Below are 20,687 nucleotides of genomic sequence, written 5' to 3' on the forward strand. Positions count from 1 at the left end.
CGAGGCGGTTTCACTCATCAACAGCCCCCTCTTTCGAGCGGCGCTCCCGATATGCGGCGACGTGCTGACGGTTGCCGCAGTTGCCGGTGTCGCAGAACATTCGAGAGCGGTTGCGGGACAGGTCGATCAGCACCGCGTCGCAGTCCGGGGCGGCGCAGATCTTCAGCCGCCGCAACTCCCCGGCGCGCACCAGATCGGCCAGCGACATCGCCATCTCCGCACCCATTCGCTGCGCGAGTGGGTCGTGGATCGACGCGAGGTGCAGATGCCACTCCGGCATCTCGGGGTGGCGGGTCAGCCACGGCGAGGCGCGGGTGTCGGACAGCAGCGCGTTGATCTGCCCGACGGCCCGCTCCTCGTCGCCGGCGGCCGCCCAGATCCGGCCCAGCCGGCCGCGCAGCGTGTGCACCGCGGACACCTCGGCGTCGTCGCGGTCGCGCCGGCCGGTCCAGCCGTAGCTGTCCAGGTACCCGTCCAGTGCGGGCTGGTCGGCCAGCTGCTCGCCGTCCACGCGGTCGCTGTTGACCAGCGCACAGGCCGCACGCAACGTGAGCTCCGTGTCATGACTGAAAAGCATTTGACTCATGACTTCCTCCGGACGTAGTGTCATGACCAACGATCATTTTACTCATTACATCCCGGGAGTACCTCATGTCGACGCTGGTCCGCGGCCACGATCACTTCCGGCTCGGGCTGATGTTCGCCATCGGGTCGGCGTTTACGTTCGGCATGTCGGGCCCGTTCGCCAAGTCGCTGATGGGCGCCGGTTGGTCTCCGACGGCTGCGGTCACCGCCCGGCTGGCCGGTGGCGCCCTGGTGATGGCGATCTTCGCCACCATCGTCAAGCCCGGCTGGGTCCGCGAGGCCCGCGCCCATGCCCGCACGGTGGTGGCCTACGGGCTCGTCCCGATCGCCGGTGCCCAGCTCTGTTACTACAACGCCGTCTCGCATCTGTCGGTCGGGGTGGCACTGCTACTGGAGTACACCGCCCCCCTCCTCGTCGTGGGCTGGATCTGGGGGACCACCCGGCGCCGACCGCGCACCATGACGCTGGCCGGCGTGGCTCTGGCCATCGCCGGAATCATGTTGGTGCTCAACGTCTTCGAGGGCGCCCACATCAACACGGCCGGCGTACTGTGGGGCCTGGGCGCCGCAATCTGCGCGGCCTGCTACTTCATGATGTCCGACGAGGTCAGTGCCGACGGCACTGGACTGAACTCGATAACCCTGGCCGCAGGCGGGCTCGTGGTCGGCGCGATCGCTGTGGCACTGCTGGGTCTGACCGGCGTGATGCCGCTGACGTTCACCGCCAACAACGCCGACGTCGCCGGCTTCACGGTGCCGTGGTGGGTTCCGGTCGTGATGCTGGCCGTGGTGGCCACCGCGATCGCCTACACGCTGGGGATCAGCGGCGTGGCACGGCTGCGGCCGAGTTTCGCGTCCCTGGTCGGTCTGGGCGAGGTGCTCTTCGCCGTGCTGACGGCGTGGCTGCTGCTCGGTGAGGCGATCACCGCGGTGCAGGCCATCGGCGGCCTGGTGGTGCTGCTCGGCCTGGCGCTGGCGCGTCAGGGCGACCGCACGGTCACGGCAGCGACCTGGCCCGACGCCGGACCGATCGAGGAAGTCGCCGGTAAAGCCCGCGCGTGACACACGGCACGCCGAGCAAACATCGGGAATGAATCACCGCTCTCATCTGTAACATCCAGATGTGACGTCTACCGCTGTGTCCAAGCGCTTCCTGCCAGCCGCCACGGCGGCTGTGTTGACCGCCATGTTTGCGCTGGTCAGCCCCGCCACGCTGCCGACCGCAGCGGCCGCCTGCAACGACGTGCAGGTGGTGTTCGCCCGCGGCACCGACGAGCCACCGGGCATCGGCCGGGTGGGGCAGGCGTTCGTCAACTCGCTGCGCGGCAAGATCGGCAACCGCTCGATGGGCGTCTACGCCGTCAACTACCCGGCCAGCTACGACTTCCTGGCCGCCGCCGACGGCGCCAACGACGCCAGCGCATTCATCCAGGGCGTGGTCAACGACTGCCCCAACACCCGCTTGGTGCTCGGCGGCTATTCGCAGGGTGCGGCGATCATCGACATCATCACCTCGGTCCCCTTCCCGGCGATCGGCTTCAACAATCCGCTGCCGCCCAACGTGCCGGACCACGTCGCAGCCCTGGCGGTCTTCGGCAACCCCACCGCCAAGGTCGGTCTGCCGCTGACCACCAGTGCGGTCTACGGCGGGCGGGCCATCGATCTGTGCAACGCCGGCGACCCGATCTGCACCAGCGGCGACGACGTTCCCGCCCACCGTTCGTACGGCAGTGACGGATCGGCAACGCGCGCCGCTTCGTTTGTCGCCGGACTGCTCTAGGTCACAAACGGTTTGGGCGTCTGAGCTCGGTATGTGAGTATTAGCCGACTGCTCGCTACCAAGGGGGTCTCATCAGCATGGCCAGCCCGACCATGACACCAGCCCGCAAACTCGGCGTTGCGTCGATGGTTGCGTTGACGATCATGATGCCGGTCGCCGTCGTTCCGGCCGCGCAGGCCGACCCGTGCCCGGACGTCGACGTGGTCTTCGCCCGCGGCACCAGCGAGCCGGTCGGCATCGGCCGCGTCGGACAGGCCTTCACCGACTCCCTGCAGGCCCAACTCGGCGGCCGCTCGGTGAGCACCTACGCGGTGAACTATCCCGCCACCTACGATTTCCTCGGCGCAGCCGACGGCGCCGCCGATGCAACCAACCACATCGCGGTCACCGCCGCCGCGTGCCCGTCGACCCGTTTCGTGCTCGGCGGCTACTCCCAGGGCGCCGCGGTGGTCGACATGCTCGTCGGCATCCCGCCCCTGGGCAACAAGGTCGGTGACATCGGCTCCGCACCGCCGCTGCCGGGCAACCTGGCCAACCGGGTCGCCGGCCTGGCAGTCTTCGGCAACCCGTCCACCAAATTCGGCATTCCCATCACGTCGGCCGGCGGGGTGTTCGCCGGCAAGGGTGTGGACTACTGCAACGACGGTGACCCGATCTGCTCGCGTGGCCGCAATCCATTCGCGCACACCGATTACGAGAAGGGCCCCTCCCCCGCGGAGGCCGCCGGCTTCCTCGCCGGCCTGCTCTAGCCCGCAATTTTATTTGCTGCCAGCATTCTCCAAGGCTCGTCTACCATGGCTGGCATGCGCGTCAAAGCGGTGGTGAGCATAGCGGCGGCGGTGATGTCCGTCGCCGCATCGCTGTTGTCGACGGCCGTGGCGTCCGCCGCGGACTGTCCCGACGCCGAAGTCATCTTTGCGCGCGGTCGCTACGAACCGCCCGGCATCGGTCGCATCGGCCAGGCGTTCGTCGACTCGTTGCGCGCCAAGACCCCGAAAAGCGTCGGCGTGTACGAAGTCAATTACGTCGCCGACTGGAACGTCGTGCCGGGCGCCAACGACTTGAGCAGGCACATGCAGTACATGGCGACCAACTGCCCGAACACCCGTCAGGTGCCGGGCGGGTACTCGCTGGGCGCTGCGGTCGTCGACGTCGTGCTGGGCTCGGACCGAGCGCAATTCGGCTTCAACAATCCGCTGCCGGCCTCGGTCGCGAATCACGTTGCCGCCGTGGTGCTCTTCGGCAACGGCACCCGCAGCATCTTCGGTCCGGTGGAGGCGGCCAACAGCCCGCTGTATGGTCCGAAGACGCTCGACCTGTGCAACGTGGACGACCCGATCTGCAACGGCATCGACCCCAACACCCTGGTCGACAACTGGAACGCTCACCTGCAGGATGCATATATCGATGGCGGCTTGGTCGATCAGGCCGCCCAATTCACCGCAGACAGGCTATAACTCATGCATATTCGGGGGACGCTGACCAGTGCGGTCGCGGTACTCATCGCGGCCGCAGCGATGTTGGTTGGGCCATCGACGATGCCGAGTGGCGTAGTCGGTGCACCGCAGGCTGCGGCCGCCGGGTGTCCCGACGTCGAAGTGATCTTCGCGCGCGGCCGCCTGGAATCCCCCGGCGCGGGGATCATCGGCAACGAATTCGTCAGCGCACTGCGATCCCGGGTCCACCGCAACATCGGCCTCTATGCGGTGAAGTATCCCGCCGACAACCAGGTCGACATCGGCGCCAACGACATCAGCCAGCGGATCATCTACAACATCAACAATTGCCCGAACACCCGGCTCGTCCTCGGTGGCTACTCGCTGGGGGCGGCAGCCACCGACATGGTGCTGGCACTTCCCATTACGATCCTGGGCTTCAAGACCCTTCTTCCCCCCGACGCCGGCAGCCACATCGCGGCAGTCGCCTTGTTCGGCAACGGAACCCAGTGGCTGGGCCCCATCACGAACTTCAGCCCCGAATACCGGGACCGGACCATCGAGCTGTGTCACGGTGCCGACCCGATCTGCAACCCGGCCGACCCGGACACCTGGGAGGCCAACTGGCCCGATCATCTGGCCGCGGCTTATCGGAAAGCCGGAATGATCGACCAGGCCGCCGATTTCGTGGCGGGCAGGCTCTAGGGCTTGTTCAGCGTCCGCAGGTCGCGGGTGACGTTGATCCGAGCCGCCAGTTCGTCATCGGGCGGATAATCCACCCCCGTCAAGGTCAGGCCCCGGGCCGGTGCGGCGGCGAAGTCGCTCGAACGGGCGTCCGCGGTCAACAGCGTTGCGCACCAATCAGGTTGGCGGCGACCCTCACCCACGGCCAGCAGTGCACCGACCAACGACCGCACCATCGACCAACAGAATGCGTCGGCGGTGACGTAGGCGGTCACCGCATCGCCGTCGCGCGCCCAGTCCAGGCGCTGAAGGTCACGGATCGTCGTGGCGCCGGGCCGGTGGCGACAGAACGCGGCGAAATCGTGCAACCCCACCAGATGCCGGGATGCCACCGACATGGCCTCGACATCCAGCGGCCGCATCCACGCCGTCACATACCGTGCGAACTGCGGATCGACACCATAGGGTGCCAACGACAGCCGGTACTCGTAGTGCCGGCGCAACGCCGAGAATCGGGCATCGAATCCGGCTGGAGCACGGCTGATTTGGCGCACCCGCACATCCTGGGGCAGGAAGCGGGCCAACCGGCGCACCAGCGGCAGGAATTCGGGCTCACCGGGCCGGGCATGCCGCGGATACGCGTGGCCCAGTGCGTCGGCCGCGACGTCGAGATGAGCGACCTGGCCGGTCGCGTGCACACCGGTGTCGGTGCGACCGGCTCCGAAAACCCGCACCGGAGTCCGGAACACCGTCGAGAGTGCCTCCTCGAGTACACCGCAGACGGTGCGAAAACCCTCCTGCGCCGCCCAGCCGGTGAAGTCGGTTCCGTCGTAAGCGACATCGAGCCGCAACCGAACCTGCCCGCCACCGTTACCGGTGACGGGCAGGAACGCACTCATGAGTCTTACGCCTTTTCGGAGTCCGAACCCTCGGCAGCCTCGGCGGCCTGGGCGTCGGCGACGGCAGCGTCCTCCGCCTGCTCCTCAGCGACCTCATCGGCAGCCTCGGCGGTTTGGGCGTCGGCGATCGCCGAATCCTCGGCCTTGATCTCCTCGACGGAGTCCTCGGCGTCCGGACCGACAGCCTCTTCGGGCTCCACCGCGGCCTGCGGTGCGGCAGCGGCTGCCACCGGCGCGGCCTTGGCGGCCGAGCTCTTGCGTGCCCGGTTGGCCTCCGAGGTCACCGTCTTCTCCCGAACCAGTTCGATGACCGCCATGGGGGCGTTGTCGCCCTTGCGCGGCTCGACCTTGATGATGCGGGTGTAGCCGCCGTTGCGGTCGGCGAAGAACGGCGCGATCTCGGCGAAGAGAGCGTGTACGACGTCCTTGTCACGGATCTTCTTCATCACCTCACGCCGGTTGTGCAGCGCACCCTTCTTGGCGTGGGTGATGAGCTTCTCCGCGTACGGACGCAACGCCCGCGCCTTGGGCTCGGTGGTCTTGATCCGGCCGTGCTCGAAGAGCGAGGTGGCCAGGTTGGCCAGGATCGCCTTCTGGTGCGAGGACGACCCGCCGAGGCGAGGACCCTTGGTGGGTTTGGGCATTGCGACTTCTCCTAAATGGGGCCGGTCCCCGTATCAGGTAGGACCGGGACGGTTCTCTTGCGAGGTTGGGCGGGTGGAGCTGGGTGGGAATGTGCCCTGTGGGTTAGAGCTCTTCGGTTTCGGTGTAGTCCTGCTCGGCGTCGAGGTCGTAACCCGCATCGCTGTTCCAGGTGCCGGTGGCGACGTCGTAGCCGGCGACCTCGGACGGATCGAAGGTGGCCGGGCTGTCCTTGAGCGACAGACCAAGCTGATGCAGCTTGATCTTGACCTCGTCGATCGACTTCTGGCCGAAGTTACGGATGTCCAGCAGATCGGACTCCGTACGGGCGACCAGCTCGCCGACGGTGTGCACACCTTCGCGCTTGAGGCAGTTGTACGAACGGACGGTCAGGTCCAGATCGTCGATCGGCAGCGCGAACGCCGCGATGTGATCGGCCTCGGCAGGCGACGGGCCGATCTCGATGCCCTCGGCTTCGACGTTGAGTTCCCGTGCCAGACCGAACAATTCGACCAGGGTCTTGCCGGCCGACGCCAGGGCGTCACGCGGGCTGATCGAGTTCTTGGTCTCGACGTCCAGGATCAGCTTGTCGAAGTCCGTGCGCTGCTCGACGCGGGTGGCCTCCACCTTGTACGTGACCTTGAGCACCGGCGAGTAGATGGAATCGACTGGAATGCGGCCGATTTCGGCACCGGAGGCCTTGTTCTGCACGGCAGGCACGTAACCACGGCCGCGCTCGACGACGAGCTCGACCTCGAGCTTGCCTTTGTCGTTGAGGGTGGCGATGTGCATGTCGGGGTTGTGCACCGTCACACCGGCCGGCGGGACGATGTCACCGGCGGTCACCTCACCCGGACCCTGCTTGCGCAGGTACATGGTGACCGGCTCGTCCTCCTCGGAGGAGACGACCAGGCCCTTGAGATTCAGGATGATGTCGGTGACGTCTTCCTTCACACCGGGCACGGTGGTGAACTCGTGCAGCACACCGTCGATGCGGATGCTCGTCACGGCCGCGCCGGGGATCGACGACAGCAGCGTACGCCGCAGCGAATTGCCAAGGGTGTAACCGAATCCCGGCTCCAGCGGTTCGATGACGAACTGCGACCGGTTCTCGGCGATGACCTCTTCGCTCAGTGTGGGGCGCTGAGAAATCAGCATGGTTTTTCTATCTCCTTCTCGGCAACCGCTATTTGATGCCGTTAAGTGATCCGCGGAACGGTTGCCCCGCGGACGTCTTCATTACTTCGAGTAGAACTCGACGATCAGCTGCTCGGCGAGCGGAACCTGGATCTGCTCACGAGTGGGCAACTGGTGCACGAGGATTCGCTGACGCTCGCCGACGACCTGCAGCCAGGACGGGATCGGACGGTCGCCCGCCGCCTGACGGGCAGCCTCGAACGGGAAGGTGTTGATCGACTTGTCCTTGATGTCGATGATGTCGTACTGCGACACCCGGTAGCTCGGGATGTTCACCTTGACACCATTGACGGTGAAGTGGCCGTGGCTGACCAGCTGGCGGGCCATCCGGCGGGTACGCGCCAGGCCGGCGCGGTACACGACGTTGTCCAGCCGGGTCTCGAGGATCTGCAGCAGATTCTCACCGGTCTTGCCTGCGGACCGGTTGGCCTCTTCGTAGTACTTGCGGAACTGCTTCTCCATCACGCCGTAGGTGAAGCGAGCCTTCTGCTTCTCCTGCAGCTGCTGGCGGTATTCGCTCTCCTTGATCCGCGCGCGGCCGTGCTGGCCGGGCGGGTAGGGACGCTTCTCGAACGACTGATCACCACCGACCAGGTCGACGCCGAGGCGGCGCGACTTGCGGGTGGCGGGTCCGGTATAACGAGCCATTGTTCAGATCCTCCCTAGACCCTGCGCCGCTTGGGCGGACGGCAGCCGTTGTGCGGCTGCGGAGTGACGTCGGAGATGGCGCCGACCTCGAGGCCGGCTGCCTGCAGCGAGCGGATCGCCGTCTCGCGGCCCGAACCCGGGCCCTTCACGAAGACGTCGACCTTCTTCACGCCGTGCTCCTGCGCCTTGCGGGCAGCATTCTCGGCGGCGAGCTGCGCGGCGAACGGGGTCGACTTGCGCGAACCCTTGAAGCCGACGTGACCCGACGAAGCCCAGGCGATGACATTGCCCTGGGGATCGGTGATCGAGACGATCGTGTTGTTGAACGTGCTCTTGATGTGAGCGGCGCCGTGCGGGACGTTCTTCTTTTCCCTGCGACGGGTCTTCTGACCCTTCTTGGCGCCGGTGCCCTTCTTTGCCTGTGCCATCCGGGGTTACCTGGCCTTCTTCTTGCCGGCGATGGTGCGCTTGGGGCCCTTGCGGGTGCGCGCATTGGTCTTGGTTCGCTGGCCACGCACCGGCAGGCCGCGGCGGTGCCGCAGTCCCTGGTAGCAGCCGATCTCGATCTTGCGGCGAATGTCGGCCTGAACCTCGCGGCGCAGGTCACCCTCGACCTTGAGGTTGCCTTCGATGTAGTCGCGCAGCTGGGTCACCTGATCATCGGTGAGGTCCTTGGTGCGCAGGTCCCGGTCGATGCCGGTGCCGGCCAGGATCTCCTGGCTACGGGTACGGCCGATGCCGTAGATATAGGTCAGCGCGATCTCCATGCGCTTGTCGCGCGGGAGATCAACGCCCATGAGACGTGCCATCAGGCAGTGATTCCTTCTCTTTGCGGAGGTCTGATCCCAGTCCGTTCCCCGTCTGTCGGGGTCCGGCCTCCGTGCCGGACGTGGATGAGAGCGCTGATTCGTCTTTGTGGCGCTGACGCGCCGGGCCCTCAGTGGTACTGGGAGGTCTGCATTCAGTTGTGGGTACTGCTTCGGCTGTGGGCCTAGCCCTGCCGCTGCTTGTGGCGCGGATCAGAGCAGATCACCATGACCCGCCCATGCCGGCGGATCACCCTGCACTTGTCGCAGATCGGCTTGACGCTCGGGTTCACCTTCACGGCTGTTCGATCCTTCTGGTTCTCGTCGTTTTCTTGGCGCTAATCGAAGTCTTGGAACTACTTGTACCGGTACACAATGCGCCCGCGAGTCAGGTCGTAGGGAGACAACTCCACCACCACCCGGTCCTCGGGGAGGATGCGGATGTAGTGCTGCCGCATCTTGCCGCTGATGTGAGCGAGTACCTTGTGTCCGTTCTCCAGCTCAATGCGAAACATCGCATTGGGCAGGGGCTCGACCACGCGGCCCTCGACCTCGATGGCACCGTCTTTCTTGGCCATGTCCTCTTCGATCCTGCTTTCTCGGTTTGGGGCAGCCTTCGCCCCGACTGCAAAACGTGAGCCGGGAGCAGGAAATTCCAGAAGTTCCAGACAGGGCACGCAAGAGTCGGCGCGGATGCCGCACCGTTGGTCAACGATACCCGGTTGGCGGCGGTACTCCAAAACCGCGCCGCAGCCGTGCTGACCTCACCTTAATCTCTGGGCGAACGCGATGCGAAGACGACACCAACGCCAGAAGCCCACCCTAATAAGCACTGGACATCGGGCGCATACTTGACGGTGATGACTGGACCCGCCCCCCAGCCCCGCAAACCCGTGATCCTCACCGTGGACGACGACCCGGCCGTGTCGCGCGCCGTAGCCCGTGACCTTCGCCGCCATTACGGCGAGCGGTACCGGATCGTCCGCGCAGAATCCGGCCTCGATGCGCTGGAAACGATCAACGAACTCAAGCTGCGCGGCGAGACCGTCGCGGTGTTCGTCGCCGACTACCGGATGCCTCAGATGAGCGGTATCCAGTTCCTCGAAGAGGCGATGGACGTCTACCCGATGGCCCGCCGCGTTCTGCTGACGGCATACGCCGACACCCACGCCGCGATCGACGCCATCAACGTCGTCGACCTGGACCACTACCTGCTCAAGCCGTGGGATCCGCCGGAGGAGAAGCTCTACCCGGTGATCGACGCGCTGCTGGAGGCGTGGCACGCCACCGGCGACCGGGCCATCCCGCACACCAAGGTGATCGGGCACCGGTGGAGCGAACGATCGTGGGAAGTCCGCCAGTTCCTGGCCCGCAATCTGCATTCGTTCCGCGCGTTCAACGCCGACGAGCCCAAGGGCAAGCAGCTGCTCGACGCCGGTGGGCTCGACGACTTCGAGCTGCCAGTCGTCATCAGCGAGCAGGGCCAGATCATGGTCAACCCGACTGACGCCGAGCTGGCCGCGATGCTGGGACTGTCGACCAGCCCGTCGCTGGAGATGTACGACCTGGCTGTCATCGGCGGCGGCCCGGCCGGTCTCGCGGCGGCGGTATACGGCGCCTCCGAAGGACTCAAGACGGTGTTGATCGAGGAGACGACCACCGGCGGGCAGGCCGGCCGCAGCTCCCGGATCGAGAACTACCTGGGGTTCCCGACCGGTGTCTCCGGCGCCGAGCTCACCACGTCGGCGCGCCGGCAGGCCGAGCGCTTCGGCGCCGAAGTGATCACCACCCGCAGGGCGATCAAGCTGAGCGCAGGGGAATCCGGCACCGCACGCACCATCGAGTTCGAGGACGGCACCACCATCGCCGCTCGCGCGGTGATCCTCGCCACCGGCGTGGCCTACCGTCAGCTGCAGGTCACCGGCTGTTGGGACAACCCTGACGATCCGTCGTGCAACTACGTCGGGCGTGGTGTCTACTACGGCGCCTCGGTCTCCGACGCCTCGGAGTGCCGCGGCGAGGACGTCTACATCGTGGGCGGCGCCAACTCAGCCGGGCAGGCCGCGATGTTCATGTCTCGTGAGGCGCGCTCGGTGACCATGCTGGTGCGCGGGCCGTCGCTGGAAGCGTCGATGTCGCACTACCTGATCCAGCAGATCGAGAAGAACCCCACGATCACGGTGCGGACCTGCACCGAGGTGGTGGACACGCTCGGCGAGGACGACCACCTGACCGGCCTGGTGCTGGAGAACCGGCAGACCGGCCAGCGGGAGACCGTCGAAGCCGGCCGGATGTGCTGCTTCATCGGCGCCGAGCCCCGCACCGACTGGCTCAAAGAGGTCGTCGCCGTCGACGACCATGGTTTCGTCCTGGCCGGACCAGACCTGCTCAACGTGGCCGGATGGACGCTGGACCGCCCGCCGCACCACCTGGAAACAAGTGTGCCCGGTGTGTTTGTTGCAGGAGACGTGCGCTCCGAGTCCGCAAAACGGGTGGCGGCCGCCGTCGGCGAAGGTTCGATGGCGGTGATGTTGGTGCACCGGTACCTGGCGGAGGCATAAAGATTATGGGCGAAACCTGTCTGCCCGACGAGCTGCGGACACTGTTCCTGTTCGAGAAGCTGTCCACCGAACAGCTGCAGACGCTGTGCCAAAACGGGCATATCGCGACATTCGAGACCGGCCCGGTCGTCGTGGAGGGCGAGCCCGCCACGTGCTTCTATGTCCTGCTCGACGGTGAGCTGGTGATGTCCAAACGCTCCGGCGGGGTCGACGTCGAGACCACCCGTACATCGCAGCGCGGCGTGTACTGCGGCGCCTGGTCGGCGTACATCCCCAACGAGGAGCAGGTGTACCAGGCCTCGGTACGCGTGACGAAGCCGTCCCGGTTCTTCGTGCTCGACGCCGAGGCCTTCGCGCAGTTCATGAAGACCGAGTTCCCGATGGCCGTGCATCTGCTCGAGGGCCACATGGTCGGCGGGCGGCGCCAGAGCCAGATCATCGGCCAACGTCAGAAGCTGCTCGCGCTGGGCACCATCACCGCCGGGCTGACCCACCAGCTCAACAACCCGGCGGCGGCGACCGCGCGGGCCGTGGCCGACCTGCGCGAAGGCGTCGGCAAGATGCGCCACAAGCTGTCCATGCTGGCCGACGGCAAGTTCAGCCCCGAGGCACTACGGACGCTGGTCCGTATCCAGGACGAGGTGGCCGAACAGGTCGCCAAGTCCAAGGTCCAGGAACTGACCGCACTGGAAACCTCCGACCGCGAGGACCAGATCGGTGACTGGCTCGAAGAGCACGGCATCGCCAGCGCGTGGGACTATGCGCCCACCTTCGTCGAAGCCGGCCTGGACGTCGACTGGCTGGAGCGCATCGAGGCATCCATCGACTCCGTCGACTGCTCGGCCACCATGCAGAGCGCGATCGGATGGCTGAAATACACCATCGACACCGAGCTGCGGATGAACGAGATCGCCGACGCCAGCGAGCGCATCTCGGGCCTGCTGGCCGGCGCAAAGAAATACTCCCAGATGGACCGGGCCGAATATCAGGTCGCGAATGTCCATGAGCTGCTGCACAGCACGCTGAAGACACTGTTCGGCGACAAGGTCGGCCCCGACAAGCCGATCAAGCTGGTCAAGGACTGGGACAAGTCACTACCCGAAATCGCTTGCTATCCAGGCGGTTTGAACGAGGTATGGGACGTCATCATCAACAACGCCATCCAGGCGATGAAGGGCCGCGGCACGCTGACGATCCGGACCGCACGCCAGGGCGACGACCAGATCCGGGTCGAGATCTGCGACGACGGTCCCGGCATTCCGGAAGAGATCATCGACCGGATCTTCACCGCGTTCTTCACCACGAAGCCCTTCGGTGAGGGCGACGGACTGGGCCTGGATCTTGCTCGCCGGATCATCGTCGAGAAGCACCAGGGCGATATCCGGGTCGAATCCGAACCGGGCAACACCCGCTTCATCATCTTGCTGCCGCTGGTGGCGTCCGCACCGGTTGCGGTAACACCGGGTGAACTTTCCGCCGCTGCGGAATAGCGAGCGTTCGGGCGCGGGTTGTAGCCGCCATGAGCGCCAAGCCCGATCTCGGCACGTTCGCATCATTCGGTATGGGGGTCACCCCCGACGATGCCGCCGCAATCGAAGCGCTCGGTTACGGCGCCGTGTGGGTGGCCGGCTCGCCGCCCGCCGAGCTGGACTGGGTCGAGCCTGCGCTCGCTCAGACCCGCACGCTGAAGCTGGCCACCGGCATCGTCAACATCTGGACGGCCCGCCCGGAGGCGGTCGCCGCTTCGTTCCATCGCATCGAGAACGCGTATCCCGGCCGGTTCCTGTTGGGCCTGGGTGTGGGCCATCCCGAGGCCGACGCGCAGTTCACCAAGCCCATCGGCGCACTCAACGCCTACCTCGACGTGCTGGACGAACACGGCGTTCCGCCCGAGCGGCGCGCACTGGCCGCGCTGGGTCCGCAAGTCCTGAAGCTGTCGGCCCGCCGCAGCGCCGGTGCCCACCCGGTACTCGTCACCCCCGAGCACACCGCACGGGCACGCGAGCTGATCGGGCCCGATGCATTCCTGGCGCCCGCGGTGCCCGTCGTTCCGACCACCGACGTCGAGCAGGCCCGGGCCATTGGCCGCAAGACCCTCGAGCTTTACCTCGGGCTGAGCAATTACCTCAACAACTGGAAGCGGCTCGGCTTCACTGATGAAGACATCACCCGCCCCGGCAGCGACCGGCTCGTCGACTCCCTGATCGTCTACGGCACAACCGAGACGATTGCGTCCCGGCTGGGAGAGCACATCGACGCCGGGGCCGACCACGTCCCGATCCAGCTGTTGACCACACCGGCCAGGGTGCTCCCCACCTTGGCCGACCTCGCCGGCCCGCTCGGGCTGGGCTGACCGAAAGGAAGATCGATGACAGACAAGCCGGATCTGGGCAGGTTCGGGTCGTTCGGTCGCGGGGTCACGCCGGCGCAGGCCGCGGAGATCGAAGCGCTGGGCTACGGCGCGGTCTGGGTCGGTGGGTCACCGCCGGCCGAATTGGATTGGGTGGAACCCATTTTGGCGAACACCAGCAGGTTGAAGGTAGCGACCGGCATCGTCAACATCTGGACCGCCGCGGCCGGGCCGGTGGCCGAGTCGTTCCACCGCATCGAGGCGGCCTACCCCGGCCGGTTCATCCTCGGCATCGGCGTCGGGCATCCCGAGGCGCACCAGGAATACCAGAAGCCCATCGACGCGCTGCGCGACTACCTCGACAAGCTCGACGAGTACGGGGTCGCCAAGAACCGTCGAGTGGTCGCCGCGCTGGGTCCGCAAGTGCTCAAGCTGTCGGCGGCACGCAGCGCCGGTGCGCATCCGTACCTGACCACACCCGAGCACACCGCCGAAGCACGCCGGCTGATCGGGCCCGAGGCGTTCCTGGCACCCGAGCACAAGGTGGTGCTCACCACCGACGCAGGCCACGCCCGCGAGGTCGGCCGCAAGGCTCTGGAGATCTACCTCAACCTGCAGAACTATCTCAACAGCTGGAAACGGTTGGGATTCACCGACGAAGACGTGGCCAAGCCGGGCAGCGACCGGCTGGTGGACGCGGTCGTGGCTTACGGCACGCCGGAGGCGATTGCGGCCCGGCTGACCCAGCATCTGGAGGCCGGCGCCGACCACGTGCCGGTCCAGGTGCTGACGTCGTCTGACAAGCTGGTGGATGCACTGGCCGCGCTGGCCGGTCCGCTGGGGCTCAACCAACCGTAACGAGGGGGACTCGTGACCAATCCGTCGCTGCTCAAACCAGATCTCGGCCGTTATGGGGTGTGGACTTCTGGCCCGGTCAAACCGGAACAGGCTGTCGAGATCGAACGGCTCGGGTACGGCGCGGTGTGGGTCGGCGGCTCCCCCGCTGCCGATCTTTCGTTCGTCGAGCCCATCCTCGAGCAGACGGAGAATCTGTCGGTCGCGACGGGGATCGTCAACATCTGGAACGCACCGGCCGACGAGGTGGCGGAGTCCTACCACCGCATCGAAAAGGCTTACCCGGGGCGGTTTTTGCTCGGCGTGGGCGTCGGCCATCCCGAACACACTCAGGAGTACACCAAGCCCTACGGGGCGCTGGTGAGCTATCTGGACCGGCTCGACGACAAGCATGTGCCGACCAGCCGTCGGGTGATCGCCGCGCTCGGGCCCAAGGTGCTGCAGCTCGCCGCGCAACGCAGCGCCGGCGCGCACCCGTACCTGACCACCCCCGAACACACCGGACAGGCCCGCAATCTGGTCGGCCCGACGGTGTTCCTGGCGCCCGAGCACAAGGTGGTGCTGAGCACCGACGCCGAGGAAGCCCGCAAGCTGGGTCGCGACAGCGTGGGCTTCTACCTGAAGCTGAGCAACTACGTGAACAACTGGAAGCGGCTGGGATTCACCGACGCCGACGTCGAGGAGCCCGGCAGCGACAAGCTGATTGACGCGGTCGTCGCGCACGGCACGGCCGACGCGATCGCCGCGAGACTGGCCGAACACCTCGACGACGGCGCTGACCATGTGACGATCCAGGTGCTCGGCGGCTGGGACAAATTGTTGCCGACGTTGACCGAGCTGGCCGGGCCGCTGGGGCTGACCGCGAAAGGCTGACGCCCCAGCCCGCCCGTTAGGGTGGCATCATGCGGCTGTTGGTGACTGGCGGCGCCGGATTCATCGGCGCCAATTTCGTCCACAGCACCGTGCACGAGCGGCCCGGCGTGTCGGTGACGGTGCTCGACGCGCTCACCTATGCAGGCAGCCGTGAGTCACTGCGGTCCGTCGAGGACCAGATCCGCCTGGTCGAAGGCGACCTGATCGACGAACCACTGGTGGACAAGCTGGTCGCCGAGTCCGACGCCGTCGTGCACTTCGCCGCCGAAACCCATGTGGACAACGCGCTGGCCGGACCCGCGCCGTTCGTGCGCAGCAACGTCGTCGGCACGTTCTCGGTTTTGGAATCCGTCCGCAGACACGGGGTGCGTCTGCACCACATCTCCACCGATGAGGTGTACGGCGACCTGCCCCTGCACGGCGGCGAGCGGTTCACCGCGGCGACCCCGTTCAACCCGTCGAGCCCGTATTCGGCGACCAAGGCCTCGGCCGATCTGTTGGTGCGCGCCTGGGTGCGGTCCTACGGTGTGCGCGCGACAATCTCCAACTGCTCCAACAACTATGGGCCTTATCAGCACATCGAGAAGTTCATCCCCCGCCAGATCACCAATATCCTGACCGGTCGCCGGCCCAAGCTCTACGGCGCCGGCGCCAACGTGCGCGACTGGATCCACGTCGAGGATCACAACAGCGCCGTCTGGCGCATCCTCGAAGATGGCGCCCATGGGGCGACGTACCTCATCGGCGCCGAGGGCGAACGGGACAACCTGTCGGTACTCCGCCTGATCCTGCAATTGATGGGCCGTGACGCAGACGATTTCGACCACGTCCCCGACCGGGCCGGTCACGACCTGCGCTACGCGATCGACGCCAGCGCGCTGCGCGCCGAACTCGGCTGGACGCCCAAGCACACCGACCTGACCGAGGGATTGACGAGCACCATCGCCTGGTACCGCGACAACGAATGGTGGTGGGGTCCGCTCAAAGGCCAGGTCGAGAACAGCTACGCCGAACGTGGTCAGTGACAAGGCTTCTCGCACCCGGACAGTTTTGATCGTGAGGCCACGGTCCAATCAGAACCGTTGAGCGGCAATCGAGCCGACGGCGCCCGAAGGTATGGGTCAGGCGCCTCGGCGGCACACCGGCCAGGGACTTTGGCCTCTGATGCCGACCCGGCCCCGGATCAAGAATCGTGGCAACTTCGCCCAGCTGAGCGGGTTTTCCCGGGAGTCCGGACGAAGTCCGTCAAGAGCCGGCGCGGCACCGTAAAGAAACCGTCAACAACGCGCTTGCTGGTGCGGTCCGCGACTTAACTTCGTGGTGGTTCCGGGCGCGAGCGGCGGGACCACGTCGGTTCGTCGTGAACGGAGAAGACACATGGGTGTCGTCATATACGTGCTGCTGACAGTGGCGATCTTCGCCCTGCTCGGCCTGGTGCAAAAGCTGGTCGAGCGACTGTGAGCTACGAGAACGTCGTCGGCTTGATCTTGTCCGTGCTGCTGGCCGTGTTCATCGCGGCCGCCTTGTTGTTCCCGGAGAGGTTCTAGTGACCACCACGTCGGCGGGAATCGTGTTTCTCGTCCTGCTTATCGTTGCACTGGCCGCCGTGCATGTGCCACTGGGCGACTACATGTACCGGGTCTACACCTCGGACCGGGACAACCGGGCCGAGCGCGGCATCTATCGGCTCATCGGCGCCGACCCGAAGGCCGAGCAGACCTGGGGTGCCTACGCCCGCAGTGTGCTGGCCTTCTCGGCGGTCAGCATCCTGTTCTTGTTCGTCTTCCAGCTGGTGCAGGGGACATTGCCGCTGCACCTCAACAACCCCGGCACCGCGATGACGCCCGCGCTGGCGTGGAACACCGCCGTCAGCTTCGTCACCAACACCAACTGGCAGGCGTACTCGGGTGAATCCACCCAGGGTCACCTCGTTCAGATGGCCGGCCTGGCAGTGCAGAACTTCACCTCCGCCGCGGTCGGTATGGCCGTCGCGGTCGCGCTGGTGCGGGGGTTCGCCCGCCGCAACGCCACCGAATTGGGCAACTTCTGGGTGGACCTCGTTCGCGGCACCCTGCGGATCCTGCTGCCGATCTCGGTTCTGGCCGCGATCATCCTGATCGCCGGCGGCGCGATCCAGAATTTCCATCTACACGACCAGGTGGTCAACACCCTTGCCGGCGCGCAGCAGACCATCACCGGCGGCCCGGTGGCCAGCCAGGAGGCCATCAAGGAGTTGGGCACCAACGGCGGCGGGTTCTATAACGTCAACTCGGCACATCCGTTCGAGAACCCCACCACATGGACCAACTGGGTCGAGATTTTCCTGCTGCTGGTGATCAGCTTTTCGCTGCCGCGCACCTTCGGCCGCATGGTCGGCAGCGGAAAGCAGGGGCGCAGACAAGGATTGGCCATCGCCGCGGTGATGGGTGTCCTCGCGCTCATCAGTGTCACGCTGATGCTCCAGTTTCAGTTGCAGGGCCACGGCACCGTCCCCACCGCCGTCGGATCGGCGATGGAGGGCGTGGAGCAACGGTTCGGGATAGCCGACTCGGCGGTCTTCGCCGACGCGACCACCCTGACCTCGACCGGCGCGGTGGACTCGTTCCACGACTCCTACACCAGCCTCGGCGGCTTGATGACGATGTTCAACATGCAGCTCGGCGAGGTCGCGCCCGGTGGTACCGGATCGGGCCTCTACGGCATGCTGATCCTGGCTGTCATCACGGTTTTCGTCGCCGGACTGATGGTCGGCCGCACCCCGGAGTACCTGGGCAAGAAGATTACTCCCCGCGAAATCAAGCTGGCCGCAAGCTATTTCCTCGTGACGCCGCTGATCGTACTGACCGGTACGGCGATCGCCATGGCCATGCCCGGTCAGCGAGCGGGCATGCTCAACACCGGTCCGCACGGATTGTCGGAAGTGTTGTACGCCTTCACTTCTGCGGCCAACAACAACGGCTCGGCGTTCGCCGGCATCAGTGTCAACACCGAGTGGTACAACACCGCGCTGGGACTGGCGATGGCGTTCGGCCGGTTCCTGCCGATAATCTTGGTGCTCGCTCTCGCCGGTGCCCTGGCCAAACAGGGCCACACCCCGGAGTCGATCGGAACCCTGCCCACGCATCGGCCCCAGTTCGTCGGCATGGTCGCCGGCGTGACACTCATCCTGGTGGCCTTGACCTTCCTGCCCATGCTTGCGCTCGGGCCCCTTGCCGAAGGAATTCACTGACCATGACCGTTACCGCAGTGCAAGCCCGTCCCGACTCGGGCGCCACGAAGAAACAGGTGCAGGGCGGGCTGCTGGACCCCAGGATGCTCCTGACCTCGCTGCCCGACGCACTACGCAAGCTCGACCCGCGCACGCTGTGGCGCAACCCGGTCATGCTGATCGTCGAAGTCGGTGCGGTGTGGGCAACTCTGTGCACCATTCTGTCTGAGAGCTGGTTCGGCTGGCTGATTGTCTTCTGGCTGTGGCTGACCGTGGTGTTCGCGAACCTGGCCGAGGCGGTTGCTGAGGGGCGCGGCAAAGCACAGGCCGAGTCGCTGCGAAAGACCAAGGCCGACACCATGGCTCGCCGACTCGTCGGATGGGAGCCGGGCAAACCCGGCCGTGAGGAGGAAGTCGCCGCACCCCTGCTTCGCCAGGGTGACACCGTCGTCGTCGAAGCCGGACAGGTGATACCCGGTGACGGTGATGTGCTCGAAGGCATTGCCTCGGTGGACGAGTCGGCCATCACCGGCGAATCGGCCCCGGTCATCCGGGAGTCCGGCGGCGACCGTTCGGCAGTCACTGGTGGAACCACCGTGTTGAGTGACCGGATCGTGGTCCGGATCACCCAGAAGCCGGGAGAAAGCTTCATCGACCGGATGATCGCCCTCGTCGAGGGCGCCAATCGGCAGAAGACGCCCAACGAGATCGCGCTGAACATCCTGCTCGCCGCGCTGACGATGATCTTCATCTTCGCGGTGGCGACATTGCAGCCGTTGGCGATCTTCTCCAAGGCCAACAATCCCGGTGTGCCGGACTCACTTTCACTGACCGCCGACGGAGTTTCCGGCATCGTCATGGTCTCACTGCTGGTGTGCCTGATCCCGACGACCATCGGCGCGCTGCTGTCGGCAATCGGTATCGCGGGCATGGACCGGCTGGTGCAACGCAACGTGCTGGCCATGTCCGGCCGCGCGGTCGAAGCCGCCGGCGACGTCAACACACTGCTGCTGGACAAAACCGGCACGATCACGCTGGGCAACCGGCAGGCGTCGGACTTCGTCCCACTGGACGGCGTCACACCTGAACAACTTGCCGACGCGGCGCAGTTGTCCAGCCTGGCCGACGAGACTCCCGAGGGCCGTTCCATCGTGGTGTTCGCCAAGTCGAACTTCGGCCTGCGCGCCCGCACCCCCGGTGAGCTCGTGAATGCGAACTGGGTTGAATTCTCGGCCGCCACAAGGATGTCCGGTGTCGACCTCGAGAACGGACACCTGCTGCGCAAGGGCGCGGCAAGTACCGTCGCGCAGTGGGTACGCGACCAGGGCGGTTCCGTGCCCACGCAGCTCGGCGACATCGTCGACGGTATCTCCGCGGCCGGCGGCACACCGCTGGTGGTCGGCCAAGTGGTCGACGAAAAGGCGGAGGTCCTCGGTGTGATCCACCTCAAGGACGTCGTCAAGCAGGGTATGCGGGAACGCTTCGACGAGATGCGAAAGATGGGCATCCGCACGGTGATGATCACCGGCGATAATCCGTTGACCGCCAAGGCGATCGCCGACGAAGCCGGCGTCGACGACTTTCTGGCCGAAGCCACCCCGGAGGACAAGCTCGCACTGATCAAGCAGGAGCAGGAGGGCGGCAAGCTCGTCGCGATGACCGGTGACGGAACCAACGACGCACCGGCGCTGGCGCAAGCCGACGTGGGAGTGGCGATGAACAGCGGCACTTCGGCGGCCAAAGAGGCCGGCAACATGGTCGATCTGGACTCCGACCCGACGAAGCTCATCGAGATCGTCGAGATCGGCAAGCAGCTGTTGATCACCCGCGGCGCGCTGACCACTTTCTCGATCGCCAACGACATCGCCAAGTACTTCGCCATCATTCCGGCGATGTTCGTGGCGTTGTTCCCCGGCCTGGACCTGCTCAACATCATGCGGCTGCACAGTCCGCAGTCGGCCATCCTGTCCGCGGTCATCTTCAACGCGCTCGTCATCATCGCACTGATTCCGTTGTCGCTGCGGGGCGTTCAATACACCCCGAGCAGCGCCTCGAAGCTGCTGAGCCGCAACCTCTACATTTACGGCCTCGGTGGGATCATCGCCCCCTTCATCGGGATCAAGCTGATCGACCTCGTCGTCCAATTCTTGCCAGGGATGTGAC

23 protein-coding genes are annotated in these 20,687 nt (G+C 66.0%); 14 read left to right on the forward strand and 9 right to left on the reverse strand.

The window, feature by feature from the left end; all coding sequences use genetic code 11:
* Positions 1 to 10: 10 nt before the first annotated feature.
* A complete protein-coding gene (locus AB431_RS23375) occupies positions 11 to 577 on the reverse strand; it encodes a CGNR zinc finger domain-containing protein (RefSeq protein ID WP_047331946.1) in 567 nt (188 codons plus the stop codon).
* A 74-nt stretch (positions 578 to 651) separates the two neighbouring features.
* On the opposite strand from AB431_RS23375, the gene AB431_RS23380 reads away from it, so the two are divergent.
* From AB431_RS23380 to AB431_RS23400, 5 genes are all read left to right on the forward strand, one after another.
* Positions 652 to 1,647 carry a DMT family transporter gene (locus tag AB431_RS23380; RefSeq protein ID WP_047331947.1) on the forward strand — a complete coding sequence of 332 codons (996 nt, stop codon included), beginning with the start codon at positions 652 to 654 and terminating at the stop codon, positions 1,645 to 1,647.
* A 124-nt stretch (positions 1,648 to 1,771) separates the two neighbouring features.
* Positions 1,772 to 2,365, forward strand: a complete 594-nt coding sequence (locus AB431_RS23385; RefSeq protein ID WP_047333732.1) for a cutinase family protein — start codon at positions 1,772 to 1,774, stop codon at positions 2,363 to 2,365.
* Positions 2,366 to 2,442: 77 nt separating this feature from the next.
* Positions 2,443 to 3,114, forward strand: coding sequence for a cutinase family protein (locus AB431_RS23390; RefSeq protein WP_082135782.1), 672 nt, complete (start codon positions 2,443 to 2,445; stop codon positions 3,112 to 3,114).
* A gap of 45 nt (positions 3,115 to 3,159) precedes the next feature.
* A complete protein-coding gene (locus AB431_RS23395; protein ID WP_047331948.1) occupies positions 3,160 to 3,822 on the forward strand; it encodes a cutinase family protein in 663 nt (220 codons plus the stop codon).
* 3 nt (positions 3,823 to 3,825) lie between these two features.
* Positions 3,826 to 4,506, forward strand: a complete 681-nt coding sequence (locus AB431_RS23400) for a cutinase family protein (protein ID WP_047331949.1) — start codon at positions 3,826 to 3,828, stop codon at positions 4,504 to 4,506.
* On the opposite strand, the gene truA is transcribed toward AB431_RS23400, so the two are convergent.
* The 8 genes from truA to infA all read right to left on the reverse strand — a co-directional run bounded on the left by truA (position 4,503) and on the right by infA (position 9,255).
* The gene (gene truA / locus AB431_RS23405; protein ID WP_047331950.1) at positions 4,503 to 5,384 is read right to left on the reverse strand and encodes a tRNA pseudouridine(38-40) synthase TruA; all 882 of its coding nucleotides are present in this window, start codon (positions 5,382 to 5,384) and stop codon (positions 4,503 to 4,505) included. The genes AB431_RS23400 and truA overlap by 4 nt on opposite strands.
* A 5-nt stretch (positions 5,385 to 5,389) precedes the next feature.
* On the reverse strand, positions 5,390 to 6,028 hold the full coding sequence (gene rplQ, locus AB431_RS23410; protein ID WP_047331951.1) for a 50S ribosomal protein L17: 639 nt from the start codon (positions 6,026 to 6,028) through the stop codon (positions 5,390 to 5,392).
* A 103-nt stretch (positions 6,029 to 6,131) separates the two neighbouring features.
* On the reverse strand, positions 6,132 to 7,184 hold the full coding sequence (locus tag AB431_RS23415; protein WP_047331952.1) for a DNA-directed RNA polymerase subunit alpha: 1,053 nt from the start codon (positions 7,182 to 7,184) through the stop codon (positions 6,132 to 6,134).
* 81 nt (positions 7,185 to 7,265) lie between these two features.
* Positions 7,266 to 7,871, reverse strand: coding sequence for a 30S ribosomal protein S4 (gene rpsD / locus AB431_RS23420; protein WP_047331953.1), 606 nt, complete (start codon positions 7,869 to 7,871; stop codon positions 7,266 to 7,268).
* Between the two features lie 14 nt (positions 7,872 to 7,885).
* On the reverse strand, positions 7,886 to 8,299 hold the full coding sequence (gene rpsK / locus AB431_RS23425) for a 30S ribosomal protein S11 (RefSeq protein WP_047331954.1): 414 nt from the start codon (positions 8,297 to 8,299) through the stop codon (positions 7,886 to 7,888).
* A 6-nt stretch (positions 8,300 to 8,305) separates the two neighbouring features.
* Positions 8,306 to 8,680 carry a 30S ribosomal protein S13 gene (rpsM, locus tag AB431_RS23430; RefSeq protein ID WP_047331955.1) on the reverse strand — a complete coding sequence of 125 codons (375 nt, stop codon included), beginning with the start codon at positions 8,678 to 8,680 and terminating at the stop codon, positions 8,306 to 8,308.
* 182 nt (positions 8,681 to 8,862) lie between these two features.
* Positions 8,863 to 8,976 (reverse strand): 50S ribosomal protein L36, encoded by a 114-nt coding sequence (rpmJ, locus tag AB431_RS23435; RefSeq protein ID WP_003879483.1) that lies wholly within the window; start codon positions 8,974 to 8,976, stop codon positions 8,863 to 8,865.
* A gap of 57 nt (positions 8,977 to 9,033) precedes the next feature.
* A complete protein-coding gene (gene infA, locus AB431_RS23440) occupies positions 9,034 to 9,255 on the reverse strand; it encodes a translation initiation factor IF-1 (protein ID WP_005140011.1) in 222 nt (73 codons plus the stop codon).
* 282 nt (positions 9,256 to 9,537) lie between these two features.
* Here infA and AB431_RS23445 point away from each other — a divergent pair, with 282 nt between their 5' ends.
* The 9 genes from AB431_RS23445 (at position 9,538) to kdpB (ending at position 20,686) form a co-directional block, all read left to right on the forward strand.
* The gene (locus AB431_RS23445; RefSeq protein ID WP_047331956.1) at positions 9,538 to 11,238 is read left to right on the forward strand and encodes an FAD-dependent oxidoreductase; all 1,701 of its coding nucleotides are present in this window, start codon (positions 9,538 to 9,540) and stop codon (positions 11,236 to 11,238) included.
* 5 nt (positions 11,239 to 11,243) lie between these two features.
* A complete protein-coding gene (locus tag AB431_RS23450) occupies positions 11,244 to 12,728 on the forward strand; it encodes an ATP-binding protein (RefSeq protein WP_047331957.1) in 1,485 nt (494 codons plus the stop codon).
* Positions 12,729 to 12,757: 29 nt separating this feature from the next.
* Positions 12,758 to 13,591, forward strand: a complete 834-nt coding sequence (locus AB431_RS23455; RefSeq protein WP_047331958.1) for an LLM class F420-dependent oxidoreductase — start codon at positions 12,758 to 12,760, stop codon at positions 13,589 to 13,591.
* A gap of 15 nt (positions 13,592 to 13,606) precedes the next feature.
* Positions 13,607 to 14,446 carry an LLM class F420-dependent oxidoreductase gene (locus AB431_RS23460; RefSeq protein WP_047331959.1) on the forward strand — a complete coding sequence of 280 codons (840 nt, stop codon included), beginning with the start codon at positions 13,607 to 13,609 and terminating at the stop codon, positions 14,444 to 14,446.
* A 12-nt stretch (positions 14,447 to 14,458) separates the two neighbouring features.
* Positions 14,459 to 15,316 (forward strand): LLM class F420-dependent oxidoreductase, encoded by an 858-nt coding sequence (locus AB431_RS23465; RefSeq protein ID WP_047331960.1) that lies wholly within the window; start codon positions 14,459 to 14,461, stop codon positions 15,314 to 15,316.
* Positions 15,317 to 15,345: 29 nt separating this feature from the next.
* On the forward strand, positions 15,346 to 16,341 hold the full coding sequence (gene rfbB, locus AB431_RS23470) for a dTDP-glucose 4,6-dehydratase (RefSeq protein WP_047331961.1): 996 nt from the start codon (positions 15,346 to 15,348) through the stop codon (positions 16,339 to 16,341).
* A gap of 432 nt (positions 16,342 to 16,773) precedes the next feature.
* A complete protein-coding gene (locus AB431_RS31330) occupies positions 16,774 to 16,863 on the forward strand; it encodes a potassium-transporting ATPase subunit F (RefSeq protein ID WP_144418354.1) in 90 nt (29 codons plus the stop codon).
* Positions 16,863 to 18,545 (forward strand): potassium-transporting ATPase subunit KdpA, encoded by a 1,683-nt coding sequence (kdpA, locus tag AB431_RS23480; protein ID WP_047331962.1) that lies wholly within the window; start codon positions 16,863 to 16,865, stop codon positions 18,543 to 18,545. The genes AB431_RS31330 and kdpA overlap by 1 nt, the downstream gene beginning before the upstream one ends.
* Positions 18,546 to 18,547: 2 nt before the next feature.
* Positions 18,548 to 20,686 (forward strand): potassium-transporting ATPase subunit KdpB, encoded by a 2,139-nt coding sequence (gene kdpB, locus AB431_RS23485; RefSeq protein ID WP_047331963.1) that lies wholly within the window; start codon positions 18,548 to 18,550, stop codon positions 20,684 to 20,686.
* Position 20,687 lies beyond the last annotated feature (1 nt).

The organism is Mycobacterium sp. EPa45, assembly GCF_001021385.1.
GTDB lineage: Bacteria > Actinomycetota > Actinomycetes > Mycobacteriales > Mycobacteriaceae > Mycobacterium.